Genomic DNA, 22,171 nt, shown 5'->3' with positions numbered 1-22,171 from the left:
ATCGGCTTCACAAGTAGCGCAGAGGATAGGTCGTGCCCGGAAAATTCGTTCTAGCCGCGATGCTCTTCATGCTCGCGACCGCGTCCCACGCCTTGCCGGAGGCTTCCGCCGCGCAGAAGGGAATGCTCGACCAGCTGGCGATCCCGCGCGACTACACGGTGATCTTCCAGGACGCATCCGGTAACGCGATACCGTTCGACCGCTTCCAGGCCGCGATCGCCACACGACCGTTCGATATCGACAAGGACACGGTCCATCACCGGGCGGTGCTCAAGGTGCAGGGCGAGGCGGCCATGGTTGCCGCGGCGACGGGGAATGCGGCAGCCAGACGGCTTCCCATTACCGGTCATCCCTTCCCCGCATTCCAGGCGAAGACGCTCGACGGCAAGCCGGTGTCGCTCGCGTCGCTTCGCGGCAAGCCCTTCGTGGCCAACTTCTTCTTCGCGTTGTGCGCTCCCTGCATCGCTGAAACTCCCGTCCTTTCGGCGTTCCATCGCCAGCATCCCGAGATACCGGTCGTCGCGTTCACCTTCGACGACGCGGCGACTGCGAGCGAATTCGTACGGACACGCCGGTTCAACTGGCCGGTGGTCGCCGATCAGGCCACGCTAGCCACCGAAGCCGGCGTCAAGGTGTATCCGGTGCTGATGCACGTCGACGCAATGGGCGTCGTGGTCAGCGCGGTGGCGTCCGATGCGGTGAAGGGCCCGGGCGGCACGCTCGCCGTGGCCGACCTCGAACGATGGGTCGGCGCGGCGCGCTAGCCCCGGGTCCCCGTCACCGCACCGAGGCCTGCAGCGCGGCGGCGAGTCCGGCGTCGCCCGAGAGCAGATCGGCCCAGCTCAGCGTCACGCCGTTGCGCTTTCCCTTTTCCACGAGCTTGAGGCCGTCGGGATCGATGGTCAGGGTATAGGCGGTGTCGTCGACGGTGAGCTCGCGCTTCAGTGGTTTATCTAATGGCGTCATGGTGGCCTCAGTGATGAGCGGGGCGCGACGCCCGGGTCGCGATCGCGTCGCGGTACGTCAATGCAATCGGACGGGTAGCGCGGGTTTGCCCGGCTGCGTCCACGTGCCGATGAAACCGCCTTCCGGGTCTGCCTTGAGGTCGAACGTCTCGATGACGGGGCCCTCGCCGTTCGTCCTCACGATCACCCAATGCCCTGGCGTCACGGTGCTGGCCTTCAGAACGATCGCCTCGCCGTACCTATCGTAGAGGTAGACGAGGCCATCCTGATTGCCGATCAGTGAGATCGCCGTTTTGCCGAGAGTGCCGCGCCAGACGCCGACGGCCGGCGTGGGATGGTCGCGCTTGCAGTCGCTGCGACGGTCTACCAGCAGGCAGCGTCCGTAATCCGTCAGATCGGGCGCGAGCGACGCATAGGACACCTTCCACTCGACCTCGCCCACATCGTCGAGAGCCTGGATCACGTGGGGAAACCCGCATCCTTCCTTCACGCTGAGCTCGTCGCCGAGCTGGAACGTCGTATTCCAGTCGTGCTCACGGATGTTCTCGATGCAGTCGTTATACGCGTCGCGCTGTGTGGCGAGGTCGTCCGCGGCGTCGCCGTTCTTCGGGTCGATCCGGCCGGGATCCGGGTGCGCGATGATCTTCCGGATCGCCGCGACGAGGCGCTTGTCGATCGTGCTCTGTGCCTTCTTCAGGCCGGCCGGCGTGAAGATATCGGAGGCGGCGATCGGGTTGCCGTCGTGCACATCGAACGACATGGCCGTGCGTCCATACGACGGGTATGCCCCCATGAACTCGCGTCCGATGTCGAGGGAGACGATCTGGGCATCGGCCCGCACGACCGTGAAGTCGGCGGATGTGGTTCCGCTGTTCCGCTCGTCTTCGGGAAAGATGGGCGTGGCGAAATGACCGGGCACGATGCCGAGAATCTCATGCTGAATCGCAAGGTTGATCTTGTCGGCGGCCCGCTCGTCGATGCCGGAAACGACGGGCACCTTGTATTCGTCGGCATAGCGCGTGCCCGCTGGATACACGAGGGTGTCGACACGTGTCTCGGAGGCGGCGCTCAGCGACGCGAGCATAAAAACGGCAGGCGCGAATCGACGCATCATCCCTGGTACTTCCCTGATCGGTTGGCGAGGAGGCCGGGGTTCCCGGTCCATCGCCGATCCTACCGCCTGATCGGGTTCGTTGTCTGTCGCAGTGCGGGCGGAGCGATGACCGTCGGCGCAGGTGGTCTCAACGCGGAATCAGCAACCGAAACAACCCGGCCACCACCGTCACCGCCGCGACGCCCGCGATGTACAGGCACACGAACCACAGCGTCTTGCGCATGCCCGGGCGCGCTGCCATCAGTGATACCCCTCGTCGCCCTGGCGCACCTTGCCACGGAAGACCCAGTACGCCATCGAGTTGTAGGTGAGGATGATGGGGATGATGATGAACGCGCCGACGAGCGTGAACATCTGGCTGGAGTGCGGCGACGAGGCTTCCCAGATGTCCAGCGACGGCGGAATGATGTGCGGGAAGATGCTGATGATGAAGCCGGTATAGCCGAGGAACAGGATCGCCAGCGTCAGCATGAAGGGCACATGGTCGCGCTCGTGTTCGCGGCGCAGCGTGAGGAAGATGCCGACCAGCGCGGCGATCACCAGCACCGGTACCGGCAGGAAGAAGAACAGGTCGGGCAGGGCGAACCACCGGTCCGCGACCGCGGGCTGGCCGAGGGTGGTCCAGATGCTCACCACGCCGATGGTGAGACCCAGCAGCACGGTCAGTGGCCACATCAGCATGCGCACGCGGCGGCGCAGGTCGCCGTCGGTCTTGAACAGCAGCCAGCCGCAGCCGAGGGCGGCGTAGGTCACCAGCAGGCCGAGCCCCGTGAAGAGGTTGAACGGATTGAACCAGTCGAACGGGCCACCCGCATAGGCGTGATCCTGCACCGGGATGCCCTGAAGGAGCGTGCCGAGGATCACGCCCTGCGCGAATGTCGCGACGGCCGAGCCGCCCATGAACGCGAGATCCCAGAGGTGCTGGGTGCGCCGCGCCTTGGCGCGGATCTCGAACGCCACGCCGCGGAAGATGAGCCCGCAGAGCATCGCGATGATCGGCAGGTAGGTCGCGGGCAACAGGATGGAGTACGCCACCGGAAACGCCGCGAAGAGCGACGCGCCGCCGAGCACCATCCACGTCTCGTTGCCGTCCCAGACCGGTGCCACGGTGTTGAGCATCACCTCGCGGTCGCCGGGCTCGTTCAGCAAGGGAAAGACGAGTCCGATGCCGAGGTCGAAGCCATCGAGGGCCACGTAGAGAAAGACGACGAAGCCGATGAGGGCCGCCCAGATGACCGGCAGATCGATGACCATGGTCGTTACTCGTCGATGGCGTCGGTGGGACGGGAAAGGGGGCGATGATCGAAGCGATCGTGGCCGATGCCGGTGTCGGCCGCCGTGCCTTCCGCGGCGTCGCGCGGCAGGTTGGGGCCCTTCGCCATCAGTTTCAGCATGTAATAGATGCCGGTGCCGAACACGAGGAAGTACACGATCACGAAGATCATCAGCGACGTGCCGACCTGGTCGGCGGTCACCGGCGATACCGCATCCTTCGTTCGTAGCACGCCGTAGACGACCCACGGCTGCCGGCCCGCTTCGGTGGTGACCCAGCCGGCGAGCAGCGCCACGATGCCCGTGGGGCCCATCCACAAGGCGAACCGCTGGAACCACCGCGTCTCGTAGATGCGTCCGCCACGTCGCAGGACGAGGCCGGTGATGGCGAGCAGCAGCATCAGCAGGCCCATGCCCACCATGATGCGGAAGCTCCAGAAGACGATCGTGGAGTTGGGCCGGTCTTCGGGTTTGAACGACTTGAGGCCGAGGATCTCGCCGTCCCACGAATGCGTGAGGATGAGGCTGCCGAGATGCGGCACCTTCACCGCGTAGCGCGTGGTCTCCGCTTCCATGTCCGGCCAGCCGATGAGGTTGAGCGAGGTGCCGCCCTTCTCGGTTTCCCAGAGGCCTTCGATGGCGGCGATCTTCGCCGGCTGGTGCTCGCGCGTGTTCAGGCCGTGCATGTCGCCAGCCTCGATCTGGATCGGCACCACCACGAGCAGCATCCACAGCGCCATCGAGAACGACTTGCGTACCGCGTCGTCGCGGCGTCCGCGCAACAGGTGCCACGCCGAACACGCGCTCACGAGCAACGCCGTGAGCACGAAGGTGGCCAGCGCCATGTGCACCAGTCGATAGGGAAACGACGGGTTGAAGATGATCTTCAGCCAGTCGACCGGAACCACGCGACCGTCGACGATGTCGAAACCCTGCGGCGTCTGCATCCAGCTGTTCGACGAAAGAATCCAGAACGTGGAGATCAGCGTGCCGACCGCGACCATGCAGGTGGCGAAGTAGTGCGCGCGGGGGCCGACCTTGTTCCAGCCGAAGAGCATCACGCCAAGGAAACCGGCTTCGAGGAAGAAGGCGGTCATCACCTCGAAAGCAAGCAAGGGCCCCGTCACGGCGCCGGCAACGGTCGAGAACCCCGACCAGTTCGTGCCGAACTCGTAGCTCATCACCACGCCGGAAACCACGCCCATGCCGAAGCCCACGGCGAAGATCTTCGACCAGAAGAAGTACAGTTCCTTGTAGACGACCTTCTGCGTCTTCAGCCAGAGACCTTCGAGCACCGCGAGGTAGCTCGCCAGGCCGATGCTGATCGCCGGAAAGATAATGTGGAACGACACGGTGAAGGCGAATTGCCACCGCGCAAGGAGAAGCGCTTCGGTCGTCGTGGTCACCGCGTTCCGCCTATACCTCGGATATGGCCGCCAACATCGCATGGCGAATCCGACCGTGGCTAGGTAAAAAAAGCCGCACGTGACAGTTCGCCGCGGCCTCCGGCACAGATCACGGGAGGAAAAAAGGCGGCCGTTTGCAAGCGGCCACCGGCGGGGCGATGATCGCCTGCGACTTCAGGGGAGGGCAGGGATGACGGAACGACTCATAGCGGGAGTGGCCCTGTGCCTGTTCGCGATCCTGACCGCGCCCGCAAGCGCGGTCGTCAGGCGCGACGACATACCCGACGCCGGCTATCGGGCGGTCGACGATGCCATCCCTGTCCTTGGCGACGCCCGGGGCGAGGGCCCCGATGGCCTGAAAAAAGGCGACGCGTTCAACGCCGCGTCGGTGACCCAGGTCGAGGTCACGTACGGTTGGGCATCGGTGTTCGGAACCAAGGAAGAGCACGTGACCCTGACGCCGTCGCTCGATCGCTACGAGCTCACCGGTACCGCGAAAGAGGTGGAGGGTCCGCTGCCTCCTACCGACATCATGGAAGCCAGTCTGAAGGGCTCCCGTAAGCTGGAGGACGTCACCGCGCTGGCCGATGCTCTGTTGGCACCTGCCGTTTCGGAAGCCGACGCGATGGAGCGCGCGACCGATGCCTTCATGATGGGTGATTGCCACAAGCGCTTGCGGCGCTCGGACATCCTCATCGCCATGCGCCGGTACTACGAAGGCAACTGGACCGACGATTACCCGAGCTTCGCCGTTACCGTCACATTCCGCGACGGTCGCAAGGTCACCGCGACTTCCCGGGCCAAGGCCAACGTTCCCCTGCCGTGGATCGTGGATGGGATTACGACATGGAATCAAGCGATACCGATCGCCGTCGGTAAGCTCATGCCCGTGCAATCGTTGTCGCGCGATCGACTGTCCTATGCCGTCAAACCGGACCGTCTCGCTTGGGGCAGCTTCGACGACGAGGGCGTGCAACGTCGGATCCAGCGCCTGAAAATACCGTGCGGACTCTGATCGCTCGCGCCGTCCATGTCGATTTCGACCCTTTCGGCGGGCAGGCCGGACGAGATCGCTCAGGGCGCGGCGCACCGTTCGCGGATGGCACCACGATGTGCCAATTCGGCACTTTGACGACCGTTCCGCCGAGCATTGGGTGGCAGGAGGCGGGACGAGGCGTCTCGTCGGTGCGCTCCGGATGATCGGTGGCGCGGTGCGGCGTTCACGCTGAATCCGCCGTGCGAAAGGAAAGCATCGGGAAATCCGCCTCCGGGTCTCACAGGCGTGCAGACGATTTCACGCACCAATAGCGGCCATACCCTGTTCTTGCCGAATTGATGCATCGTCGCGTTCTCGCGCTCCCTTAGTCTCGGGCCAACTCAAAAGAACCCCGTTCCCGATTTTCCAGCCTGGCACCTGCCGGGCGGATAGCGTGCGGCCTGCCGTTCGGCCGTGCGCGTGCATGTCGGGGTATCCGGGGCGACAGAACGGCAGCCTGTTTCGGGGATGAAAACAATATGAGCAAGCGCCGGCCGGATTCGCTTCGCCGTAACCTCCTTACCCGGGGGATCTACATGACGCTGGCTTCGGTGCTGGCGACACCGATGCTCAGTTCCCCCGCGCAGGCCGCCTGCTCGACGGCAGGGGCGATCATCACCTGCGCGAACGGGTCGACCACGCTGAACCTGTTCAGTGCGGCGAACAACGTCACGTTGAACGTCGCGAGTGGCGGCGTTCTCAGCGTCCCGGCCGTGCTCGGAGGCTCGGCCGTGAACCTCACGGGTAACGGCATCACGCTCAACAATGCCGGCATCATCGACCCGTTCTTTTCGGCCGGGCTGAGTCTCGCCGGGGCCGGCGCCGTGCTCGGCAACTCGGCCGGAAACACGATCAACGTCACCAACCAGGTCGGCGGCCAGTTGAACGGCATCTACAACCTCGGTTCGCTGGTCGGCATCGGCGGCGAGGCGTTGCTGGTGCAGAACGGTGCGGCCGGCGTGACGACCATCCGCAACGAAGGCAGCATCAGCATGCGGGTGCTCGGTCTGGGCGCACTGCAGACCTCGGATTCGATCGCGGTGCTCAGCTACGGCGGCGCGCAGACCAACATGGTGAACCTGCGCACCGGCGACACGACCGATCCGCTGAACCAGACCGGCAAGATCCTCGGCCGTATCGGCTTCCAGGGCTCGGCGCAGGGCAACACGTTCGTCAACGCCGGCATCCTCGACGGCAGCCTTTACATGGGCAACTCGGCGGGTTCCAACAGGTACACCGCGGTCTCGGGGTCCAGCGTGGTACGCAGCGGCCTGTCGCTCGATACGCTGCTGCTCGACGTCAGCATCAACCTTGCCGGCTCGGGCTACGCCAACGGCGGCACGGGTAGCCTGACGAACCAGCTCATCCTGCAGAACGCCGCGACGGGTACCGGATCGGGCACGGGCGGCGTGGTCACCACGCTCGATGGCGCCAACTACATCAACTTCCAGAACCTCGTCGTCAACAGCGGTACCTGGAACCTGCTCGGAGTCGTCAACAGCGGCTCGGGTGCGCTCAGCACGACGATCAACGACGGTCTCGTCAACTTCAACAACGCCGGCAGCTTCGGAACGGGCACGCTCACGGCGAACGGCGGTGCCATCGCCGCGTCGACGGCCGGCCTGACGGTCACGAACAACATGAACCTCGCCGGTCGCCTGACGCTGGCGGGCACCAACGCGTTCGGGCTGTCGGGTGGCGTGTTGAGCGGTCCGGGTGGCCTCGACATCGTCGACACGGGCATCGTGACACTCGGCGGCACCAATCTCTTCACGGGGGGCGTCAACCTCAATGCCGGCGGACTGCTGCTGACGAATGCGCAGGCGCTCGGCACGGGACCGCTGACAGTGGGTGCCAATGCGAGCCTGGACACGAGTGTGCCCGGGCTCACGATCGGCAATGCCATCGCGGTGAACGGCGGCGCGACGCTGAATCTCCTCGGCGGGCAGCCGCTGACGCTGGGTGGCGCGATCTCGGGAGCCGGCGGCATCGCCAAGAATGGCGCGAGCACCCTGACGCTGACCGGCGTCAACTCGCTGACCGGGCCCTTCCTCATCAATGCCGGCACGGTCGCCGTGTCCGGCGCGGGCAGCCTCTCGCCGAACTCGGGCGTCACGCTCGCGGGCGGATCGACGCTCGATATTTCGGCGGGCGCGAACCAGTCGATCGGATCGCTGTCGGGCGCGACGGGTGCGTCCGTCGTGCTCGGCACCCGGACGTTGACGCTGGGCGGTATCGGCAACGCGACCTATGCCGGCAACATCGCTGCCGGCAGCGGTGGGCTGGTGAAGAACGGCGCGGGCACGCAGACGCTCACCGGTACGAACGCATCGACGGGCGGCGTCGCGCTGAACGCCGGCACGCTCCTCGTGGCGAACCAGGCGGCGCTCGGCAGCGGCGCGGTCACCGTAGGCGGCAATGCGTCGCTGGACGGCACCACCGCGGCGCTTGCGCTGGCCAATGCGATCAACCTCGGCGCGGGCGCGACGCTCAATCTGCCGGGCGCGCAGGCGCTGACCCTTGATGGCGTGATCGCCGGGGCGGGTGGCTTGCAGAAGAACGGCGCGACGACACTGACGCTCAACGGCAACAACACGTTTTCCGGCGGCGTCGCGCTCAATGCGGGCGGTCTGCTGCTCGGCAACAACAATGCGCTCGGTACGGGCACACTGGGCGTCAATGGCAACGTCAGCATCGGTGGCGCCAACCCGTTGACCCTCGGCAACGCCGTGAGCCTCGCGGGCGGTTCCAACCTCACCGTGCTGGGCGGTCAGCCGCTGACATTCGGCGGCGTCCTGTCCGGCGCAGGCAATCTCACGAAGAACGGCTCGTCCACGCTGACGCTGACCGGTGCGAACACCTTCACCGGTGCCATCGACGTCAACGCGGGTACGCTCGCGATCGGCGCGGGCGGCAGCCTTTCGGGAAGCAACGCGCTCACGCTCGCATCCGCGGGAGCAGGGCTCGACATTTCCCTGGGTGGCAACCAGACCATCGGTACGCTGTCGGGCGTCCTGGGTAGCACGGTGTCCCTCGGCGCGAACGCCCTGACGTTCGGCGACAACACGAATCAGACGTTCGCCGGCACGATCTCGGGCGCCGGCGGCAGTCTCGTGAAAAACGGTCTTGGCGTGCAGACGCTGTCCGGAGCCAACACGTTCACGGGCGGCGTCACGCTCAACGCGGGCGGCCTGTACCTCGGCAACAACGGAGCGCTCGGAACGGGTGCGCTCACGGTCAATGGCGCGGGGACGCTCGACGGCAGCGTGCCCTTGAATCTCGCGAACGCGCTGAGCCTGGGCGGAGCGGGCACGCTGACGCTGCTGGGCAGCAACAACGTGACGCTCGGCGGAGACATCACGGGCACGGGCAGTCTGGTGAAGAACGGCGCGTCGACGCTCACGCTCAACGGCAACAACTCTTTCAGCGGAGGGCTCACCGCCAACGCGGGCAGCCTGTTCCTCGGCAACAGCGGCGCGCTCGGTACGGGCAACCTGACGATCGGCGGTGCCGTGGCGCTCGATGGCGCGACGCCGCTCGTTCTCGCGAACGACATCGGTCTTGGCGGTGCGTTGTCCCTGACCGGTTCGCAGAACGTGACGCTGGGCGGGACGATCGCCGGTGCCGGATCGCTCACCAAGAACGGCAACACGCTGCTCACGCTCAACGGCGCGAATACGTACTCGGGCGGAACGACGGTGAACGCCGGCGGCCTGCTGCTCGGTAACGGCGGTGCGCTGGGAACCGGCGCGCTGAATGTCGGCGGTGCCATCACGCTCGATGGCAGCGCGGCGTTGAACCTCGCCAACAACGTGAATCTGGGGGCGGGCAGTTCGGTCAACGTGCTTGGCAGCCAGGACATCGCGCTCGGTGGCACGGTGTCGGGGACGGGCTCGCTGATCAAGAACGGCGCGGGCGTGCTCGCCCTCAACGGCGCGAACGCATACAGCGGTGGCACGACGCTGAATGCCGGTGGCCTGCTGCTCGGCAACAGCGGCGCGCTCGGCACGGGTGCGCTCAACGTCGGTGCGAACGCCACGCTCGATGCGTCCACGGCGGTCGCCCTCGGCAACAACATCGGCCTCGCCGCAGGTGCGAATCTGAGCGTGCTCGGCAGCAACGCGGTCACCGTCGGGGGTGTGGTGTCGGGTGCCGGCGGCATCGTCAAGAACGGACCGTCGACGCTCACGCTGACCAACGCGAACACATACACCGGTGGCACCACGATCAACGGCGGCACGCTGGCGCTCGGCGCTGGCGGCTCGCTCTCCGGCACGGGTGCGGTGAACCTTGCCGGTCCGGCCCTCTTCGACATCTCCGGTGCCGGCGCGAGCCAGACCATCGGCGCCCTTTCGGGCGTCGCCGGTAGCGGCCTCGTGCTGGGTGGCAACTCGCTCACGTTCGGCGATGCGAGCGATCGGACGTTCGACGGCGTCATCACCGGCAACGGCGGTCTGGTGAAAGTGGGAGCCGGCGTGCAGACGCTCGGCGGCGCGAACCTGTTCAGCGGTGGCGTGACGGTCAACGCGGGCGGCCTCGTCGTGGGTACCGACGCCGCGCTCGGCGTCGGTACGCTGACCGTTGGCGGTGCAGCCACGCTCGATGCGACCGGGCCGCTGACGCTGGCCAACAACGTGGTGCTCAACGCGGGGCTCACGGTGCTGGGATCCAACGACCTGACGCTCAACGGCTCGCTCGTGGGCACGGGCGGGCTGACGAAGGAAGGACTGGCCACGTTGACGTTGAACAACGCCAACACGTTCACCGGCGGCACCAACATCAACGCGGGCACGCTGGCGCTCGGCGCCGGCGCGAGCCTCGTCTCCACCGGCATCGTGAACGTCATGAGCGGCGCGACGTTCGACCTGTCGGCGGGCAACGGCATGCAGGTGTTCGGCACGCTCACGGGCGGTGGTACGGTCAACCTCGGTGCGACGAGCATCACCATTGGCGGACCCACCAACGATGTCTTCGCCGGCGGCATCGCGGGCACGGGCGGCGTGGTCAAGGACGGCACGGGAACCACCACGCTCACGGGTACGAACACGTATACCGGCGGCACGTTGATCAACGGAGGCACGCTGGCGATCGGTGCGGGCGGTAGTCTCGCAGCGACGGGTGCCGTCACGCTCGCCGCGCCCGGCACGGGCTTCGACATCTCGGGTGGCGGCGACCAGACCATCGGCCTGCTCAACGGCGTGGCCGGCAGCGTGGTGACGCTCGGTGGCAACACGCTGACCCTCGCTGGCGTGGCGAACGGCGTATACAACGGGCTGATCGCGGGCACGGGTAGCCTCGTCAAGAACGGTGCCGGCATCCAGGAACTCGGCGGCGCGAACACGTTCTCCGGCGGTGTCGCGCTGAACGCGGGCGGCCTCGTCCTCGGCAACGGCGGCGCATTGGGCACGGGCACGTTGAGCGTCGGCGCCAACGCGTCGCTCGACGCGACGGCGTCGCTGAACGTGGCGAACGACATCGACATCGCCGCGGGCGCGAACCTCGACTTCCTCGGCAGCAACGCGCTCCTGCTGAGCGGTGCGATCGCCGGTGACGGCGGCATCATCAAGAATGGCCTGTCGACGCTCACGCTGACAGGACCCAACACCTACACCGGCGGAACCACGATCAACGCCGGCACGCTCGCCATCGGCGCGGGCGGCAGCCTTGCATCCACCGGCGCGGTGAACCTCGCCGGTACCGGCACGTTCGACATCTCGGCGGCAGGCGGTGGCCAGGCCATCGGGTCGCTGGCCGGCGTCGCGGGCAGCAACGTCGCGCTGGGCGCCAATACGCTCACGCTCGGCGGCGCCGCCGACAGCACGTTCGACGGCAGCATCGGGGGCAGCGGCGGCCTCGTCAAGAACGGCGCGGGCGTGCAGACACTCAATGGCGCGAGCACGTTCTCCGGCGGCGTGACGCTCAACGCGGGCGGGTTGATCGTCGGCAACGACGCGGCGCTCGGCACGGGCGACCTGACGGTGGGAGGCGCGTCCACGCTGGATGCGAACACCGTCGTGACGCTGGCGAACGACATCGTCCTCAACGCCGGCCTGACCGTGCTCGGCAGCAACGACATGACGCTGAACGGCGATCTGTCGGGGACGGGCAGCCTGACCAAGGACGGCAACGCGACGCTCACGTTGAACGGCATCAACACCTACACCGGGGGCACGAACATCAACGCCGGCACGCTGGCGCTCGGCGCAGGTGCCAGCCTCGCGGCGTCCGGCATCGTCAACCTCGCGACGGGTGCGACCTTCGACCTCTCGGCCGGTAACGGCACGCAGACGTTCGGCACGCTCATCGGCAACGGTACCGTCAATCTCGGTGCGAACTTCCTCGAACTCGGCGACGCGACGGACGGCACGTTCTCCGGGTCGATCGGTGGCACGGGTGGCGTGATCAAGCTCGGCACGGGCACGGAGACGCTCACTGGCACGAACACGTATACCGGTGGCACGTTCATCAACGAGGGAACGCTCGCGATCGGTGCGGGCGGCAGCCTGTCGCCGAACGGCGCGGTGACGGTCGCCGTGTCGGGCGCCACGTTCGACATCGCGGGTGGCGGCAACCAGACGATCGGTTCGCTCGCCGGCGTCGCCGGAAGCGACGTGACGCTCGGCGCGAACACGCTCGCATTGAATGGCGTCGGCAACGCGACGTACGACGGCACGATCTCCGGCACCGGCGGCCTGATCAAGAATGGTGCGGGCGTGCAGGGGCTGGGCGGTGCGAACACCTTCAGCGGCGGCGTCCTGCTCAATGCGGGTGGCCTGGTGGTCGGCGACGACGCCGCGCTCGGCACGGGCGCACTCACCGTCGCAGGCGCATCGACGTTCGATGCTAGCACCGCGGTCGCGCTCGCCAACGACGTGACGCTCAATGCGGCGCTTACCGTGCTCGGCAGCAACGACATCACGCTCGATGGCGTCGTCTCCGGAACCGGTAGCCTGATCAAGAGTGGCGCCGCGACGCTCACGCTCAACGGGCCGAACACCTATACCGGCGGCACCGTCATCAACGACGGCACGCTGGCGATCGGTGCGGGCGGCAGCCTGTCGCCCGATGGCGGGATCGACCTCGCGGGCGCGGGGACGTTCGACATCTCGGCCGGCGGCGACCAGTCGATCGCCTCGCTCGACGGCGTCGTCGGGAGCAACGTCGTGCTCGGTGCGAACACGCTCACCCTCGGTGGCGCGATCGACGCGGCATACGACGGCATCGTGGACGGCACGGGTGGCCTGATCAAGAACGGCGCCGGCATCCAGGCGCTGAATGGTGCGAACACCTTCACTGGCGGCGTCACGCTCAACGCGGGTGGGCTGTTGCTCGGGAACGACGCGGCGCTGGGCACGGGCGACCTGACGGTCGGCGGCGCCTCGTCGCTGGATACGAGTGCCGCACTGACGCTCGCCAACAACGTGGTGCTCAACGCGGCACTTACGCTGGCGGGTGGCGACGACCTCACGCTGAATGGCGATGTCTCGGGAGCCGGCGGCCTCATCAAGGCGGGCGACGCGACGCTGGTGCTCAACGGCGCCAATACCTACGGCGGCGGCACCACCGTGACCGGCGGTACCGTGGTGGTCGGCAGCGACGGCGCGCTGGGCACCGGCGATCTGTCGATCGACGACGCGAACCTCCAGGCGGGCGCGGCGGTGACGCTCGGCAACAACGTGACGGTGGGCCCGAATGGCGCGACGGTGCAGGGGCCGAACGATCTCACGATCAACGGGTCGCTCTCCGGTACCGGTCCGCTCGACAAGAACGACGAGGGCACGCTGACGCTGGGCGGCTCGCTTGCCGGATTCACCGGCGGTCTGAATGTCAACGGTGGCATCCTCAACGCCAGCAACCCTTACACGGGTGGCCTCTCGGTCGCCGTCGGCGCCACGGCGAACCTCGACGGTACGGGCAACGCGATCACGGTGACAGGGCCGCTCGCCGGCACGCTCAACCTCGGCGGCGGCAGCAACCTCGATCTCGACTACGGCGACCTGCCGGAGGTGACCGGCACGGTCAACGGCACCGCGCCGGGCTCCACCCTCAACATCACGGGCGATGGCGAAGGAAGCCTCGCGAACGGCGTCTTCAACAACATCGACCACCTCACCGCGGCGGCCGGCACGCTGTCGATCGGCACGGGTACGTCGGTGACGTTCAACGGTGGCAGCACGATCGGCGGCAACCTCGTCGTGAACGGTACGCTGGGTGGTCCGGTCACGGTCAATCCGGGCGGCGGTCTCGTCGGCGGTGGCACGATCGGCGGCCCGGTGACGGTCGACGGCGGTACCCTCGCGCCCAGCGGCATCGACGGCGCCACCGGTGCGGCAGCAGGTTCGGGCACGCCCGGGACGGTGCTCACCACGGGTGGGCTCACCCTCACGGGCAGCCCGCACACGCAGATCCGGGTCAATGCGACGGGTGCGGGCGACAGCATCCACGTGAATGGCCCGGCCAGCATCGGCGGTGACCTGATCGTCCTTCCGAGCGCCGGCTCGTATGGTCCGGTGACCAACTACACGGTGATCGATGCGACGGGCGGTATCAGCGGCACCTACGCGAGCGTGACGCAGACCCGGTTCCCGTTCCTCGACTCGGGCGTCAGGCAGCAGGGTAACCAGCTCATCTACACGCTGAGCCAGGCGGGAAGTGGACTGGGTACGGGCGGCACGCCGTTCAATCAGTTCCCGGGCCTCAACGGCAACCAGCAGTCGATGGCAAACGCGTTGCAGACGATCGCGACCTCGGGCGGGGATCCGCTGTCGAACCTGCTCGGTCACGTTCGCGGCCTGGAGTCGGATCAGGTCATCGATGCCTTCGATTCGCTGACCGGCGAAACGTACGCGTCGGCGGCGAGCGCGGAACTCGCGGGGCAGGGTCAGTACCAGGATTCGGTGTTCTACCGCCTGAAGCTGCAGCGCGATACGGGCGAGCAGGGCGCGGCCGTCTGGGCCGAGCCGTATACCTCGAGCAGCGATCTCGACCGCAGCGCGAACGCGGCGCACGCGGACTACCGGATCCATGGCGTGATCGTGGGCACGGACGCGGCGCTCACGCCCGACCTGCGCGTCGGCGTGCATGCCAATTTCGCGAACTCGCGCAGCGAAGTCGATCGTCGCGGCGACTACACGGACGTGGACCAGTACGCGGTCGGCCTGCACGCCCTCTACTTCAACCAGCAGCAGTGGTGGGTCGAAGGCCTCGCGTCGTACGGCCATCTCGATGCCGACAGCTCGCGCCACATCGACGTGGGCGACTTCAGGCCGGAAGCCACCGGGCGCTACGACGGCAAGGCGATCAACGCGTCCGTCGAGGGCGGTTACCGCTTCGAGCTCGGCAAGACGATGCATCTCGAACCGTTCGTCGGCGCGTACTACACCAAGGTCAGTTACGACGGCTTTACGGAAAAGGGTGCGGGCGACGCGGATCTCAAGGTGGGGCAGGCGACGGCGCGCAGCATGCAGTACGGCGTTGGCGCGCGACTCGTCGGTGACGTCGACCTCGGCGTGGCCGGCACGAAGCTGCATCCGATCGTGATGGTGCGTTACCTGCACAATACGAAGGACGAGGCGATCTCGGTGAACAACGCCTTCGCCGGTGCGCCGTCGAGCACGTTCGCGATCGAAGGTTCGCGTCCGATGCGAAACCACTGGCAGGCGGGCGTCGGCGTGAGCTTCGACATCACGCCGGCGGCAAGCACGTTCGTCTATTACAACGCGGATCGTGCGGAGCACACGAAGAGCGATTCGGTGAACCTCGGGGTGCGCTGGAGCTTCTGAGGACCTCGCGGCTTCCGTATCGACGGGTGTGGGAGCGCGCTCCCACACCCACACCATTACCTGATCCGGCGTTTACTTCCTTGCCAGGTCGTAACGATCGAGGGTCATCACCTTGACCCAGGCGGCCACGAAGTCCTTCACGAACTTCGCTTCCCCGTCGGCGCTGCCGTAAACCTCCGCCAGCGCACGCAGCACCGCGTTGGATCCGAAGATCAGGTCGACGCGACTGCCGATCCACTTCAACGCACCGGTCTTGCGATCGGTTCCTTCGAAGGTTTCGCGCGCCGGCGACGTCGGTTTCCAGACGGTGCCCATGTCGAGCAGGTTGCGGAAGAAATCGTTGGTCAGCTTGCCGGGTCGGTCCGTGAACACGCCCTGCTTGCTGCCGTCCACATTGGTACCCAGTACGCGCATGCCGCCGACGAGGGCCGTCATCTCGGGCGCGGTGAGCGTGAGCAACTGCGCCTTGTCGATCAGCAGCGCTTCGGACGGCACGCTGTACCGATCCTTGAGGTAGTTGCGGAATCCGTCGGATTTCGGCTCCATGGCCTCGAACGATGCCACTTCGGTCTGTTCCTGCGATGCATCGGTACGGCCGGGTGCGAACGGCACCGTGATGTCGTGGCCCGCATCCCGCGCGGCTTTCTCGACTGCCGCGCTGCCCGCGAGCACGATGAGGTCGGCCAGTGAGACTTTCTTGCCGCCCTTGCCGAAGTCGTCCCGAATGCCTTCGAGCGTCTGCAGGACACGCGCGAGCTGCTCGGGCTGATTCGATTTCCAGCTCTTCTGCGGTTCCAGCCGGATACGCGCCCCGTTGGCACCGCCACGCTTGTCGCCACCGCGGAAGGTCGATGCGGCGCCCCAGGCGGTCGACACGAGTTCCGACACCGAAAGACCCGATGCCAGGACCTTTTCCTTGAGTGCCTCGACGTCGGCGTCATCGACGAGCGGATGGTCGACGGCGGGTACCGGGTCCTGCCAGATCAGTTCCTCGGCCGGTACTTCCGGGCCGAGGTAGCGCGAACGCGGGCCCATGTCGCGATGGGTGAGCTTGAACCAGGCGCGTGCGAACGCATCGGCGAAGGCATCCGGATGCTCGAAGAAGTGCCGCGAAACCTTCTCGTACGCCGGGTCCATCCGCAGCGACAGATCGGTGGTGAGCATCGTCGGCTTGTGTTTCTTGTTGGGATCGAACGCGTCGGGAATCGTCGCTTCGGCACCGATGGCGGTCCACTGGTTCGCACCGGCCGGGCTCTTGGTGAGCTCCCATTCGTTGTCGAACAGGTTGCGGAAGAAGTGGTGGCTCCACTGCACCGGCGTCTGCGTCCACGTGACTTCGAGACCGCTGGTGATCGCGTCGCGACCGACGCCGGAGCCGTGTTCGTTACGCCAGCCGAGACCCTGCTGCTCGATGTCGGCGGCCTCGGGCTCCACTTTCACGTTCGTTGCCTCGGCGGCGCCGTGGGTCTTGCCGAAGGTGTGGCCGCCCGCGATCAGCGCGACGGTCTCTTCGTCGTTCATCGCCATGCGGGCGAACGTTTCGCGGATGTCGTGCGCGGCGGCCACCGGATCGGGGCGGCCTTCCGGGCCTTCCGGGTTCACGTAGATCAGGCCCATCTGCACCGCGGCCAGCGGATTCTCGAGGTGACGGCCGCCCTCGGTGCGACCTTCCTCTTCACCATGGAGCTCGGGTTCGGCCACGAGCACGCCTTCGTCGCTGCCGGTCGGTTTGCCGTAGCGATGGTCGCCGCCCAGCCATTCCTTCTCGTTACCCCAGTACACGTCGTTGTCGGGTTCCCATGTGTCTTCGCGACCACCCGCGAAACCGAAGGTCCTGAAGCCCATCGATTCCAGCGCGACGTTGCCGGTGAGGATCAGCAGGTCGGCCCATGAAATCGCCCGGCCGTATTTCTGCTTGATCGGCCAGAGCAACCGGCGGGCCTTGTCGAGGCTGACGTTGTCGGGCCAGCTGTTGAGCGGTGCGAAGCGCTGCTGGCCGCGACCGCCGCCGCCGCGACCGTCACCGATGCGATACGTGCCGGCGCTGTGCCACGCCATGCGGATGAACAAGCCGCCGTAGTGGCCGAAGTCGGCCGGCCACCAGTCCTGCGAGTCGGTCATCAGGGCGCAAAGGTCCTTCTTCAGCGCCTGGTAGTCCAGTTTGCCGAAGGCTTCGGCATAGTCGAACTCCGGCTCCATGGGGTTGGAGCGAGTGGAGTGCTGGTTGAGCAGGTCGACCCGCAATCGCTGGGGCCACCAGTCGCTGTTCGTCGTACCGCCCCCGGCGGCGTGCTTGAACGGACACTTTGCGTCGTTCGACATCGCGTTGCTCCTCTGGCTTGCCGGGCCCTGAGACGGGTCGCCGGCGACTGGGTAATCGACGCTGCTCGCTCGATCATAGAGTCGCCCGTGGCATAGCGACAATCGATTGATTCTATGGAGTCGAGAGTTTCCGTATATGCATCGAGGCCGGGAGGATGCCAGAGGAGCGGGCGCCGTCTTACCTGTCGAGGCCAGCCATCAGGGTGTACTTCACGCTCACGTATTCCTGTATGCCGTAATAGCCGCCTTCGCGGCCGTAACCCGACTGTTTCACGCCACCGAACGGCACCGATTCCGTGCCGACCGACCCGCTGTTGACGACGACCATGCCCGCCTTGATGTCGCGCGACATGCGGAACGCGCGGCCGAGGTCCGGCGTGAACGCGTACGCCACAAGGCCGTATTCGCTGTCATTGGCACGCCGGACGACTTCCTCCTCCGTGTCGAAGCGATACAGCGGTAGCACCGGGCCGAAGATCTCGGTATGGCGGACCTGCGCATCATCCGGTACGTCGGTGAGGATCGTCGGCTTGTAGAACAACGAGCCGGGCTTCGCGAGTTCACCGCCCGACAGGACAGTCGCGCCATGCTTCACCGCATCGGCGACGAGCGCGTCCACCTTGTTGACGGCCGACTGGTTGATCAACGGACCGACGACGAAATCCTCCTGCAGGCCTTGCTCCACGCGGATCGTTTCGATGGCCACCTTCAGTGTCGCGGCGAACGTGTCGTAGATCGCATCCTGCACATAGATGCGGTTGGGCGAAATGCACACCTGGCCCGAGTTGCGCAGCTTCGCGGCCACGAGACCCGCCACCGCGTGGTCGATATCGACGTCGTCGAAGACGATGAAGGGGGCGTTGCCGCCGAGTTCCATCGTCATCTTCTTGAGGGTGTCGGCGCTGTTGCGGGCGAGCAGCTTGCCGACGTTCGTGGAACCGGTGAACGAGATCTTCTGGATGCGCGGATCGCCGGTGAACGCTTCGCCGATCGCCTTCGGATCGCCGGTGACCATTTCGAACACGCCTTCGGGGATGCCGGCTTCGCGGGCGTACGCCAGCAGCTTGTAGGCGGTGAGCGGGGTTTCCTCCGACGGCTTGATGATCATCGTGCAGCCGGCGGCCAGCGCGGTTGCGATCTTGCGGGTGATCATCATGAAGGGAAAGTTCCACGGCGTGATCGCCGCGGTCGGACCGACCGGCTCCTTGGTCACGATCACCTGAGCGTCCGGGGCGTGGGTGGGTATCGTGTCGCCGTAGACGCGCTTGGACTCTTCGGCGTACCACTCGATGAAACCGAGACCGTACGCGACCTCGCCGAGCGCCTCGGAAAGGCACTTGCCGTTCTCCTTGACCATCAGTTCCGCGAAGGCGCGGCGGTCGGCACTGACGAGCTCGAACCAGCGGCGCAGCTTCGCGCCACGCTCCTTCGCCAGCAGCTTCGACCAGGCCGGGAATGCCGCGCAGGTGCGGTCGATCGCGGCGAGCACGTCCGTCTGGGACATGTCGGGGGCTTCGCCGACGACGCTACCGTCGGCCGGGTTGTAGACCTTGATCATGGCTGACTCCTCGATGTGGGGGACCGCAGGTATCGCGGTACGGAAGCCAGTGTCCGCGTGGACATCGAGGGGGACAATCGACTATTTTTCGGAAACAGTTGAGTTTCTGGAAACTATCTTGCGGCCGCTGCCACCTCTGAACGCACTCGTCGCCTTCGAGGCCGTCGCGCGGACGGGGTCGGTCGGCGCGGCCGCCGACGAACTCTTCGTGACGCCCGGCGCGGTCAGCCGGCAACTGAAGGTGCTCGACGATTACTTCGCGACGAACCTGTTCGAGCGACAGGGTCGCGGTCTCGCGCTCTCGCCGACCGGTGCGGATTACTTCCATCGCGTCACGGGTCATATCGAAGGGCTTCGCAGCGCGACGGCCGCCATGCGTTCCGAAGACGCGCGCACGATCGTCCGTCTGCATTCGTACACCACGTTCGCGACGCGCTGGCTGATTCCGCGGCTCGGCGAATTCCAGGTCGCACATCCGCAGATCGAGATCCGCCTGACGACGTCGTCCGAGGGCGACACCGGTCACCACTGCGACGCGGAGATCCGTCTCGGCGGCGGACACTGGCCGGGATTCGAAGCGACGCCGCTGGTACGCAACGTGCTGGTCGCCGTATGTTCGCCCGCGCTCGTGCAACGCAGTCGTCCGCTCGACGGGGCGTGGCTCGCGGAGCAGACGCTGCTGCGGGTCGACGCGCGCCCGGACGACTGGAATACGTGGTGCGCGGCCGCGGGGATCGACCCGACGTGCATGTCGCGACAGCGGGTCTTCGAGAACTCGGCGCTCGCTTATGAGGCGGCGCAAGCCGGGCTCGGCGTCGTCGTCGCCCAGGAATTCCTTGTGGGGAACGAGTTGGCGTCCGGGAAGTTGATCGCCCCGATCGACGCGCGCGTCGACCGGGGCAACGAAACGTATTACCTCGTCATCGACGACCAGCGCCGCGAACGGGCGGCGCTGGTGGCGCTGCGCGACGCGCTCGGGGCCGCGTCGCCGTAGCGTCGCCGCGCCGTGCTTATCGGCCGGCGGTACCCGTGTTCCAGATCGGGCCAGCGTTGTCGTAGATCACCATGTTGCCGTCGCCCTGCACGAAGAGGCGTGCGGTGTCGTGGCCGCCCGAGCCCGACTGCCAGAGCGTCGTGCCGAAGGCGCTGTACAGCACGAAGTTGCCGTCGGCGTCGAGGCGCAGCCCGGCGGCGTCGCGATCGACCGTCGCCGTGTTCCAGAGCGGGACGCCCGCCTTGTACAGCACGGCGTTGCTGTCGCCCTGCAGGTCCAGCCGGTAGCCGCCGTCGCAGGAAACGACCGTCTGTCCGATGAGGAGGCCTTCGCCCGGTCCGATGCTGCCGCACCCCTGCGGCGTCGCGATGACGGGAACGCTGGGCTTCGTGAAGAAGTTCAGGTTCACCGCATTGGCGATGGCCTGGTAGCCGGCATCGTTGGGATGCAGATGATCGCCCCCGTCGTAGGCGGGGAGGAACCACGTCGGACGCTGCGGGTCGTGGGTCGCGAGGTCCTGATCGATCACGCCGTCGCAGCCGCTGTCGCCGCCACGGATGAACGCGTTGATCTGGCCGCGCGCGGTTTCGCCTTCCGGGGACCAGTGATCGGAGCCCTCGAACGGCGTGAGCGTCGAGCACAGCACCTTGATGCCGCGTGCGTGGGCGCGTGCGATCAGGTCCCTCTCCGCGTCGATGAGGTTCGCGGCGCTCGGTACCGGACGATCGCCGAGGTCGTTGATCGGGTCGTCGGAGAAGACGATCCAGCGCACGCCGGTCTGATCGAGCGCATCGTGGGTGAAGCGGTTCGTCGCACTGAGGCCGGCGCCATCGTGCAGGAGCCGGTTGCCCGAAATGCCCTGGTTCAATACGCCAATGTTCTTGCCGGCGGCCGCGAGACGGACGGCCAGATCGTTCGGCCAGCGTGTGTTCGCGTTGAACGTCGAGTTGTAGCCATCCGTGATCGACGCGCCGAGCGTGACGACGGCACCCTGCGGGTCGTCGCCCTGAACGTCGACGTTGGTCAGGAACGCGTAGTTGGCATCCGCCCACGCCTGGATCTGCGGCTGGCCGGCGACGTCGCCCTGTGCCTGATAGCGGGTCTGCGAACTGAAGTCGTGACCCGTGATCGCGTGCGTGGCCTGTGGTACGTAGAAGCTCACCACCAGATCGGAGAGCGCGGGGACGGTAACGGCGACGCTGTCGCTGACGATCTCCTCGCCGGCCGCGAGCGTGATCGTCGTGCGGCCGCCGAACGTGACCTGTCGATCGGTATCGGCCTTCGTCGACGAACCGCCCGCGCTCTGGGCCACGTGGACGTTCGACAACGTCAGCGGCCCATCGCCGTTGGCGTTGGACAGGCGTATCCGCGCGGCGTGTCCGGCGATGCTCGTATGCACGATCTGGCGGAGCGTCTGGCCGGCGAAGTCGGTCTCGCCGATGGGCTTGGCGGAGACGGCCCAGGTGCCGACCCAGGGTGTGGTCGCCGCGGCATGGGCAGCGCCGGCGGCACCGAACGCGAGGGCCAGCGCGAGGGCGAGCCGGGACGAAGAGGGGGCGAAGGGCATGGGGGACTCGTAAGAAATCGGGGGGAGGCCGGAGTGTTTCCCCGCGTTTCCGCGAATGCCTTGCACGTTTCCCGCACGAGTTCCGGATTCGTGCGTCAGGTCACCAAGATCGCTTCGGCGCGGCAGGGCAAACTTGACCGCCGCGAGCGCGTGCC

12 protein-coding genes are annotated in these 22,171 nt (G+C 66.7%); 4 read left to right on the top strand and 8 right to left on the bottom strand.

Features of this window, described 5'->3' with window-relative positions:
* The first annotated feature begins 32 nt into the window (after positions 1-32).
* Entirely contained in the window at positions 33-764 is a 732-nt protein-coding gene (locus BMX32_RS04600; RefSeq protein WP_139206669.1) for a TlpA family protein disulfide reductase, read from the top strand.
* Between the two features lie 13 nt (positions 765-777).
* Here BMX32_RS04600 and BMX32_RS04595 read toward each other — a convergent pair whose 3' ends face one another.
* From BMX32_RS04595 to BMX32_RS04580, 5 genes are all read right to left on the bottom strand, one after another.
* A complete protein-coding gene (locus BMX32_RS04595; RefSeq protein ID WP_029213985.1) occupies positions 778-966 on the bottom strand; it encodes a hypothetical protein in 189 nt (62 codons plus the stop codon).
* 57 nt (positions 967-1,023) lie between these two features.
* Positions 1,024-2,079, bottom strand: a complete 1,056-nt coding sequence (locus BMX32_RS04590) for a hypothetical protein (protein ID WP_089975064.1) — start codon at positions 2,077-2,079, stop codon at positions 1,024-1,026.
* A gap of 127 nt (positions 2,080-2,206) precedes the next feature.
* Positions 2,207-2,320 (bottom strand): DUF2474 family protein, encoded by a 114-nt coding sequence (locus BMX32_RS18390; RefSeq protein WP_139206668.1) that lies wholly within the window; start codon positions 2,318-2,320, stop codon positions 2,207-2,209.
* Positions 2,320-3,333 carry a cytochrome d ubiquinol oxidase subunit II gene (gene cydB / locus BMX32_RS04585; RefSeq protein ID WP_089975061.1) on the bottom strand — a complete coding sequence of 338 codons (1,014 nt, stop codon included), beginning with the start codon at positions 3,331-3,333 and terminating at the stop codon, positions 2,320-2,322. Before cydB ends, BMX32_RS18390 begins: the two co-directional genes overlap by 1 nt.
* A gap of 5 nt (positions 3,334-3,338) precedes the next feature.
* A complete protein-coding gene (locus tag BMX32_RS04580; RefSeq protein WP_244511406.1) occupies positions 3,339-4,757 on the bottom strand; it encodes a cytochrome ubiquinol oxidase subunit I in 1,419 nt (472 codons plus the stop codon).
* Positions 4,758-4,836: 79 nt separating this feature from the next.
* On the opposite strand from BMX32_RS04580, the gene BMX32_RS04575 reads away from it, so the two are divergent.
* Entirely contained in the window at positions 4,837-5,772 is a 936-nt protein-coding gene (locus BMX32_RS04575) for a hypothetical protein (protein WP_139206667.1), read from the top strand.
* A gap of 500 nt (positions 5,773-6,272) precedes the next feature.
* A complete protein-coding gene (locus BMX32_RS04570) occupies positions 6,273-15,575 on the top strand; it encodes an autotransporter-associated beta strand repeat-containing protein (RefSeq protein WP_089975051.1) in 9,303 nt (3,100 codons plus the stop codon).
* A 72-nt stretch (positions 15,576-15,647) separates the two neighbouring features.
* Here the strand turns inward: BMX32_RS04570 and katG are convergent, their stop codons facing one another.
* Both katG and BMX32_RS04560 read right to left on the bottom strand, forming a co-directional pair.
* Complete coding sequence (gene katG / locus BMX32_RS04565) at positions 15,648-17,897, bottom strand: catalase/peroxidase HPI (RefSeq protein WP_089975049.1); 2,250 nt, start codon at positions 17,895-17,897, stop codon at positions 15,648-15,650.
* Between the two features lie 178 nt (positions 17,898-18,075).
* Positions 18,076-19,455, bottom strand: a complete 1,380-nt coding sequence (locus BMX32_RS04560; RefSeq protein ID WP_089975046.1) for an NAD-dependent succinate-semialdehyde dehydrogenase — start codon at positions 19,453-19,455, stop codon at positions 18,076-18,078.
* Between the two features lie 118 nt (positions 19,456-19,573).
* On the opposite strand from BMX32_RS04560, the gene BMX32_RS04555 reads away from it, so the two are divergent.
* Positions 19,574-20,449 (top strand): LysR substrate-binding domain-containing protein, encoded by an 876-nt coding sequence (locus BMX32_RS04555; RefSeq protein WP_170843561.1) that lies wholly within the window; start codon positions 19,574-19,576, stop codon positions 20,447-20,449.
* 16 nt (positions 20,450-20,465) lie between these two features.
* Here BMX32_RS04555 and BMX32_RS04550 read toward each other — a convergent pair whose 3' ends face one another.
* A complete protein-coding gene (locus BMX32_RS04550) occupies positions 20,466-22,016 on the bottom strand; it encodes a GDSL-type esterase/lipase family protein (protein ID WP_089975041.1) in 1,551 nt (516 codons plus the stop codon).
* Positions 22,017-22,171: the final 155 nt, after the last annotated feature.

Origin of the sequence: Luteibacter sp. UNCMF331Sha3.1 (assembly GCF_900109915.1) — a bacterium.
Taxonomy (GTDB): domain Bacteria; phylum Pseudomonadota; class Gammaproteobacteria; order Xanthomonadales; family Rhodanobacteraceae; genus Luteibacter.
Note: the sequence above shows the minus strand (reverse complement) of the source record. Positions and strands in the feature narration are given on the sequence as shown.